Raw genomic sequence first — 7,736 nt, forward strand, 5'->3', positions numbered from 1 at the left:
CCCCAGCAGGAGGCGCTGCCGCCGGCCTCCCAGCCCGGTGACGGCCGTACGCCGCTGTACGACACCCTTGAGACGAACTGGTTCCGCTCCCCCCAGGGCGGCCAGGCAGCACCGGAGCCACAGGCTCCGTCCGTACCGCAGCAGCCCGCCGCGGTCACTCCCCCGATGCCCCGGCGCGATACGGCTCCGGCCGGCGCTCCGGCCAACCAGGGCAACGCGGCCCCCACCTGGCGCGCTTCGCCCAACGACGAGCTCGTACGGCAGGCCGAGCGGGCCAAGAAGCCCGCAGCCGGCGGTGTCACCACCTCCGGTCTGCCCCGTCGGGTACCGCGGGCCAATCTGGTCGCGGGCACCGCACAGCAGCAGGCCCACCAGGCCGGTCCGCAGGTTTCCCGTGCGCCAGACGACGTACGCGGCCGGCTGACCAATCTCCGACGCGGCATCCAGCAGGGTCGCAACGCCGGAAACGGCCCCTCTCACCAGCAGGAGCACTAGTTGAGTCCGATGAGCCAGGCGGCGCAGNNGGTGGTCTCCGCCGACGGACTGCTCCTCGCCATGTCCGAAGGTTTTCCCCGTGACCGCGCGGACCAGCTGGCGGCTGTCGCCTCCGGCCTGACCTCGCTGACCGCGGGCGCGTCCCGCATCTTCGAGGGCGGCACGGTCGCCCAGACCGTCGTGGAGATGGAGCGCGGTTTCCTCTTCCTGATGTCGGTCTCCGACGGTTCCTCGCTCGCGGTGCTCTCGCACCCCGAGTGCGACATCGGTCTGGTCGGCTACGAGATGGCCCTCCTGGTCGACCGCGCGGGCAGTGTCCTCACCCCGGACCTGCGCGCCGAGCTCCAGGGAAGCCTTCTCCACTAGGCCGCACCCTCAACTCACAGGTTTTGCCCGTACGTTCGCCTCAATCCGTCCGGCCGCAACCCTCCCCCCACCGGCCAAGTCAGACGGCAAGCCGACCCCCTGCTGTCCCCGCCCGGAGGATCCATGACCCCGCCACCCGCCTCACACGATCCGTACGGCGCGTTGCACGACGCGTCGTACGACAGTGAGGGCGACCAGCCGCTGGTACGTCCGTACGCGATGACCGGCGGCCGGACCAGGCCGCGCTACCAGCTCGCGATAGAAGCGCTGGTCAGCACCACGGCCGACCCGGCGCACCTTGCGGGGCTGCTCCCCGAGCACCAGCGGATCTGCCACCTGTGCCGTGAGGTCAAGTCGGTGGCCGAGGTCTCGGCGCTGCTGTCGATGCCGCTCGGTGTGGCCCGCATTCTCGTCGCCGACCTGGCGGAGGCCGGCATGGTGGCCATCCACCAGCCGGGCAACGGCGAGGCCGGCGGCACGCCAGACGTGACACTGCTCGAAAGGGTGCTCAGTGGACTTCGCAAGCTCTAGCGGTGCCGGTGGTGGCGCGACCCGCTCCACCACCTCCGCGAAGATCGTGGTGGCGGGCGGCTTCGGCGTGGGCAAGACCACGTTCGTCGGCGCCGTCTCGGAGATCAATCCGCTGCGTACGGAAGCCGTGATGACGTCCGCTTCGGCCGGCATCGACGACCTCACGCACACCGGGGACAAGACGACGACCACCGTCGCCATGGACTTCGGGCGCATCACCCTGGACCAGGACCTGATCCTGTACCTCTTCGGTACGCCCGGACAGGACCGCTTCTGGTTCATGTGGGACGACCTGGTGCGCGGCGCGATCGGTGCCATCGTGCTGGTGGACACCCGCCGTCTCTCCGACTGCTTCCCCGCGGTCGACTACTTCGAGAACAGCGGACTGCCGTTCGTCATCGCCCTCAACGGCTTCGACGGACACCAGCCGTACACCCCCGACGAGGTGCGCGAGGCCCTGCAGATCGGCCCCGACTCCCCGATCATCACCACCGACGCGCGGCACCGTGCTGATGCAAAGAGCGGACTCATCACGCTCGTCGAGCACGCACTGATGGCACGTCTCAAGTAGCTTTTCCGATACGGCAGTTGTCGTAGACGACTAGGGGCGGACTGTGTCCTTTGACACGATCCGCCCCTGTGTTCATAACGTTTCGAGAGAGAATTCGCACGTCCTGGCCACCCATTGCGGTCGCTCGGTGTCGCTGCGCTCACAACTGACCCGCTTTTTGCCGGGGCTCGCTCTTTATGACCGTTTTATCTGAGGCGTGCACCACTCGGAATGGCTGGTTCCGGCTGTTTGGAACGACACCCTCTGACGTGCTGCAATGCGACGAACTGAGCAGTAATACGGTGCCGAGAGGTTGTTGGTCGAGTGAGGCGAAGCAAGAACGGCTCCGCTACGCAGCAGGCGCGAGGGAACTTCACCCCGCCGCCGCGCGAAGCGGTGTCGGCTGCGGACATACCCGCGCCCGTGGCAGGCGGCTCCACGAGCCGGCTGGCGCCGCGCAACTGGCGGGTGCCGACAAAGCTCAACGCCATCCTGCTGGTCCCCGTGCTGGTCGGCCTCGTCATGGGCGGCTTCCAGGTCAAGGGATCGGTGGACACCTGGAACGAGGCGCAGGACGCCGAGAAGACCGCGCTCATCGTGCGCGCGGCCTCCGAGTACGGTCAGGCGCTGCTCAACGAGCGTGACCTCACCGCCGCGCCGCTGCTCTCCTCCCAGCGCACCAGCCCCGTCGTCACGAAGGCGTACGCGGCCACCGACAGCGCGGCGGAGAAGTTCAACACCGCCGTGCAGTCCATGCCCAAGAAGCAGGGCCTGGAACGGCGTCTCAGCCTCTTCCGCGGTGAGGAGCCGAAGCTCGCCGCGCTGCGCAAGGCGGCGTACGCCGAAGCCCTCGACCCGGTGAAGACCGAAGAGGGTTACGTCAAGGTCCAGCACTCGCTGATGGAGTTCTCCAACGAACTCGGCCTCGGCACCGGCAACATCACCAGCTACGGCCGTACCGTCTACGCGATCGAGCTGGCCAAGGCCGCCGAGTCGCTGCAGCGCTCCATCGGCCTGCACCTGCTGCTGCGCCCGAGCCAGGAGCAGGACACCTTCCGCGCGCAGGCCGTCGCCTTCAACTCGTACAACTACCTGGAGCAGATCGCTCTGGGCGAGTACACCTCCGGCGGCACGCAGTCGGACACCGACAAGCTCATCCAGGTCATGAAGGGCAAGGCCGCCGAGGGCGCCAAGCAGCTCACGGCCGCCAAGCAGCAGGCCGATGCCGCCGGTGTCCCCTTCGTCGCACCGCCGTCGAAGAACGGTTCGGTCTTCGACGGCATGGCCGCGGAGATCGGCAAGGGCCAGAAGCCTTCGGCCCTGAAGGCCAAGGGCATCACGGCGCAGACCTGGACGGCCGCCTCCACCGCCAAGTTCGACGGCTACAGCGAAATCGAGAACGGCCTGGTCACCAAGGCCGTGGACGAGGCCGCAGCGATCTCCGACTCCGCGAAGACCGACGCCATCACCAACGGCGCCATCGTCGTGATCGCGCTGCTCGCCGCCTTCGTCCTGGCCGGGATGATGGCGCGCCAGATGAGCCGCTCGATGCGCCAGCTGCGTACGGCCGCGTTCGGCATAGCCGAGCAGCGCCTGCCGTCGCTGGTCGACCAGCTCTCGCGTACGGATCCGGGCCGCGTGGACACCCGCGTACAGCCCATCCCGATCAATACGCAGGACGAGATCGGCGAAGTCGCCCGCGCCTTCGACCAGGTCCACCGCGAGGCGGTCAGGCTCGCGGCCGAGCAGGCCATGCTGCGGGGCAACGTCAACGCGATCTTCACCAACCTCTCGCGGCGCAACCAGTCGCTCATCGAGGGCCAGCTGACCCTGATCACGGACCTCGAGAACAACGAGGCCGACCCGGACCAGCTGGAGAGCCTCTTCAAGCTGGACCACCTGGCGACCCGTATGCGACGCAACGGCGAGAACCTCCTGGTCCTCGCCGGCGAGGAGCCCGGTCGCCGCTGGAACCAGCCGGTCCCGCTGGTCGACGTGCTCCGCGCCGCCTCCTCCGAGGTGGAGTCGTACGAGCGCATCGAACTGTCCGGCGTTCCGGAGTCCGAGATCCACGGCCAGGCCGTGACCGACCTCGTGCACCTGCTCGCCGAGCTGCTGGAGAACGCCACCACGTTCTCCTCGCCGCAGACCAAGGTCCGCGTCACCGCGACCCGGCTGCCCGACGGCCGCGTGATGGTCGAGATCCACGACAAGGGCATCGGCCTCACCGCCGAGGACTTCGCGGACATCAACCACAAGCTGGCCAACCCGCCGACCGTGGACGCCGCGATCTCCCAGCGCATGGGCCTCTTCGTGGTCGGCCGCCTCGCCGACCGGCACGGTGTGCGCGTCCAGCTCCGCCCCTCGGGCGAGCAGGCGGGCACCACGTCGCTGGTCATGCTCCCCGACGCCATCACCCACGGTGGCGGCGGCGAGGCACTGCCCGTCGACGACTTCACGGTCTCCTCGATCATTCCCGAGCAGCCGCAGCAGCCACAGCAGCCGCAGCTGCCGTCCATCCAGACGGCCCCGCTGCGCACGGCGGCCGAACTCGGCTTCGACGACTCGCGCTACGGCGACGGGATCGCCGGTGAGCCGCAGACTGATCTGGACCCGGTCAACCGCTCGCTGATACGCGAGGAGCGGCGGGCGCAGCTGGAGGCTCAGGCCCAGGTGGGCGAGCGGCCGCTGTACCGCGACGAGGTGCAGGATCCCGCGCCGTACTCGGAGCCCCAGTACACCGAGCAGCAGCAGTACACGCAGGACCCGTACGCGCAGCCCCAGTACGAGCAGCCCGCTTACCCGGAGCAGCCGTACGGACAGGACCGGGCGCCCTCGTACGACCAGAACGGCTACGCCTATCCGGAGGCCGGTTTTGAGCCTCAGGGGACGCCGCAGCCGCAGTACGACGGCTCCTTCGATCCCCATGCCCACCAGGGTGAGTGGCCTGCTCAGAGCGCATTCGAAGGGTCGTACGAAACCGGTTTCCAGACGGAAACGGAATCTGCTCCCAGCGCTCCCGCAAGTGACCAGGAACGCGTAGGCTTCGACCGGCCGGGACCGTCCCCGAGCACTTCTCACGAAGTGACCGATGCCGGACTCCCCCGCCGCGGCAGCCAGTCGCAGCAGCCCGCGGCTCCTGAGGACGAGAGCAGCACCGAAACCGGTGATGTCGTCGTTCCCGATGACTGGCGTTCGTCCAACGACGACCGCTGGCACCGCGCGGAGAAGCTCCGTGAGCCGAAGGCCGGCGGGGTCACCCCCTCCGGTCTCCCCCGGCGCGTGCCCAAGGCCAACCTGGTCGAGGGCACCGCGGAACAGACCCCGCAGGGCGGCCCTCAGGTCTCCCGCGCCCCCGAGGACATCCGGGGCAGGTTGAGCAACCTGCGCCGCGGTGTCGAGCAGGGGCGCAACGCAGGTAGTGACACGAACGGCCAGGGCTTCAGCAGCCCTGACAGCACCTACAACCAGGAGCGTTAGTGTGAGCCCGATGAGCCAGGCGGCGCAGAACCTGAACTGGTTGATCACCAACTTCGTGGACAACACCCCTGGGGTGTCCCACACGGTGGTGGTCTCCGCCGACGGACTCCTTCTGGCGATGTCCGAAGGCTTTCCGCGCGACCGTGCCGACCAACTGGCGGCCGTAGCCTCGGGACTGACCTCGCTGACCGCGGGCGCGTCCCGCATCTTCGAGGGCGGTCATGTGAACCAGACCGTCGTGGAGATGGAGCGCGGCTTCCTCTTCATCATGTCCGTCTCCGACGGGTCCTCTCTCGCGGTGCTCTCGCACCCCGAGGCCGACATCGGTCTGGTCGGCTACGAGATGGCCCTTCTGGTCGACCGCGCGGGCAGTGTCCTCACCCCGGACCTCCGTGCGGAACTCCAGGGAAGTCTTCTCAACTAACAGACACACAGTGCGTTTCTCGCCACCGCGCCATAGGGTGCGGTGGCGCGGCTCCACAGGAAACAGCGACCGGCAGTCGGAGGAGGAAACGTGGCAACGCCCCCAGGCGGTCACCCCTACAACGGTGGACAGCAGTCTCCGGGTGATCACGACCGTAACCGCTACAACTTCCCCTCCACGCCCAGCAGTAGACAGGGTCAGCCTCCTTACGGACAGCCCTATCCGCCGCAGCAGCCCTCGCCGTACTCCCAGCCGCCGCAGCCGCCGCGCATCCAGCCGGTGCAGCCGCGTCGTGCCCCTGAGCCCGCTCCGATCGCGCACAACCCTCTTGTACGCCCCTATGCCATGACCGGCGGCCGTACGCGGCCGCGCTACCAGCTCGCCATCGAGGCGCTGGTGCACACCACGGCCGAACCCTCCCGGCTGCAAGGGCAGTTGCCCGAGCACCAGCGGATCTGCCGGCTCTGTGTCGAGATCAAGTCGGTCGCTGAGATCTCGGCTCTTCTTTCCATTCCTCTCGGTGTCGCCCGGATCCTCGTCGCCGACCTTGCGGAGGCCGGCCTTGTCGCCATCCACCAGCCGGGCGGCGACGAGAATGCCGGCGGCACGCCAGACGTGACACTGCTCGAAAGGGTGCTCAGTGGACTTCGCAAGCTCTAGCGGAGGTGCAGCCCGCTCCACTACCTCCGCGAAGATCGTGGTGGCGGGGGGCTTCGGCGTGGGCAAGACCACGTTCGTCGGCGCCGTCTCGGAGATCAATCCGCTGCGTACGGAAGCCGTGATGACGTCCGCGTCCGCGGGCATCGACGACTTGACCCACACCGGGGACAAGACCACCACGACGGTGGCCATGGACTTCGGTCGCATCACCCTGGACCAGGACCTGATCCTGTATCTGTTCGGTACGCCCGGACAGGACCGCTTCTGGTTCATGTGGGACGACCTGGTGCGCGGCGCGATCGGTGCGGTCGTGCTGGTGGACACGCGGCGGCTCGCGGACTGCTTCCCCGCGGTCGACTACTTCGAGAACAGCGGACTGCCGTTCGTCGTGGCCCTGAACGGCTTCGACGGGCACCAGGCTTACACGCCCGACGAGGTGCGCGAGGCGCTCCAGATCGGGCCGGACACTCCCATTCTCACGACGGACGCCCGTCACCGCGCGGACGCCAAGAGCGCGCTCATCACGCTCGTCGAGCACGCGCTGATGGCGCGTCTGCGCTAGCGCTTCTGCTGGTACGAGAGAGGGCCCGCACTCCTGTCGGAGTGCGGGCCCTCTCTCGTGGCCTGCGGGGGCTGCGCACCGGGGGCTGCACACCGGGCCCCTAAAAGATGTCCTCAATCGCCGGACGGGCTTAAATTGCCCGCGCGTCACAGTGGACACCAGGCAGATCAAGCCCGTCCGGCGATTGAGGACAAGCGGGGCCGGGCCCTGTCCGCTCCGTGGGGCGGCGGGGTCAGCCCTGCCACGAGTGGGGTGCGCGGAAGCCCGGGGTGCGCTCCAGGCGGCGCCAGCCGGCCGTGGAGTGCGGGTTGTGCGACAGGGCCTCGTGGCGGGACGCGGCGCGGGCCAGGAGGATCGCGGTGATGGCCGCGAGCTCTTCGGGGCCTGCGTTGCCCTTCTCCACGCGGAGGAGGGAGGAATCGGGGGTGACGGGGGTGCTCAAGGCAGGATTCTCCTCTTACTGAGGCGGGTTGCCGTGTTTGCGGGACGGCAGGTCGGCGTGCTTGGTGCGGAGCATGGAGAGCGAGGCGATGAGGACTTCGCGGGTCTCGGCGGGGTCGATGACGTCGTCGACCAGGCCGCGTTCGGCCGCGTAGTACGGGTGCATCAGCTCGGCCTTGTACTCCTTGACCATGCGGGCGCGCATGGCCTCGGGGTCGGCGGCCTCG

The 7,736-nt window shown here is 68.6% G+C and carries 9 protein-coding genes and 1 pseudogene; 8 read left to right on the forward strand and 2 right to left on the reverse strand.

Features of this window, described 5'->3' with window-relative positions:
* From J0695_RS12290 to J0695_RS12325, 8 genes and pseudogenes are all read left to right on the forward strand, one after another.
* A pseudogene (locus J0695_RS12290) lies at positions 1-495 on the forward strand (histidine kinase); the annotation flags it as partial.
* Positions 496-861, forward strand: a complete 366-nt coding sequence (locus J0695_RS12295; RefSeq protein ID WP_372445754.1) for a roadblock/LC7 domain-containing protein — start codon at positions 496-498, stop codon at positions 859-861.
* Between the two features lie 123 nt (positions 862-984).
* A complete protein-coding gene (locus J0695_RS12300; protein WP_206962028.1) occupies positions 985-1,392 on the forward strand; it encodes a DUF742 domain-containing protein in 408 nt (135 codons plus the stop codon).
* The gene (locus J0695_RS12305; protein ID WP_206962030.1) at positions 1,373-1,963 is read left to right on the forward strand and encodes a GTP-binding protein; all 591 of its coding nucleotides are present in this window, start codon (positions 1,373-1,375) and stop codon (positions 1,961-1,963) included. Before J0695_RS12300 ends, J0695_RS12305 begins: the two co-directional genes overlap by 20 nt.
* 303 nt (positions 1,964-2,266) lie before the next feature.
* On the forward strand, positions 2,267-5,422 hold the full coding sequence (locus J0695_RS12310; protein WP_206962031.1) for a sensor histidine kinase: 3,156 nt from the start codon (positions 2,267-2,269) through the stop codon (positions 5,420-5,422).
* 10 nt (positions 5,423-5,432) lie between these two features.
* Positions 5,433-5,846, forward strand: coding sequence for a roadblock/LC7 domain-containing protein (locus J0695_RS12315; protein ID WP_206962035.1), 414 nt, complete (start codon positions 5,433-5,435; stop codon positions 5,844-5,846).
* Positions 5,847-5,936: 90 nt separating this feature from the next.
* A complete protein-coding gene (locus J0695_RS12320) occupies positions 5,937-6,506 on the forward strand; it encodes a DUF742 domain-containing protein (RefSeq protein ID WP_206962032.1) in 570 nt (189 codons plus the stop codon).
* A complete protein-coding gene (locus J0695_RS12325) occupies positions 6,487-7,068 on the forward strand; it encodes a GTP-binding protein (RefSeq protein WP_206962033.1) in 582 nt (193 codons plus the stop codon). The genes J0695_RS12320 and J0695_RS12325 overlap by 20 nt, the downstream gene beginning before the upstream one ends.
* Positions 7,069-7,300: 232 nt before the next feature.
* On the opposite strand, the gene J0695_RS12330 is transcribed toward J0695_RS12325, so the two are convergent.
* Together J0695_RS12330 and J0695_RS12335 are read right to left on the reverse strand one after the other, a co-directional pair.
* Positions 7,301-7,510, reverse strand: coding sequence for an acyl-CoA carboxylase subunit epsilon (locus J0695_RS12330; protein ID WP_206962034.1), 210 nt, complete (start codon positions 7,508-7,510; stop codon positions 7,301-7,303).
* Between the two features lie 15 nt (positions 7,511-7,525).
* Positions 7,526-7,736: carboxyl transferase domain-containing protein (locus tag J0695_RS12335; RefSeq protein WP_277989975.1), on the reverse strand; the 211-nt coding region annotated here is incomplete at its 5' end.

Source organism: Streptomyces beijiangensis (assembly GCF_017315755.1).
GTDB classification, from domain to species: domain Bacteria; phylum Actinomycetota; class Actinomycetes; order Streptomycetales; family Streptomycetaceae; genus Streptomyces; species Streptomyces beijiangensis.

What these genes read in the sequence shown, in the direction of transcription:
- J0695_RS12300 (WP_206962028.1), top strand. Translation starts at nt 985, where the DNA reads ATGACCCCGCCACCCGCCTCACACGATCCGTACGGCGCGTTGCACGAC.
- J0695_RS12315 (WP_206962035.1), top strand. Translation starts at nt 5,433, where the DNA reads ATGAGCCAGGCGGCGCAGAACCTGAACTGGTTGATCACCAACTTCGTG.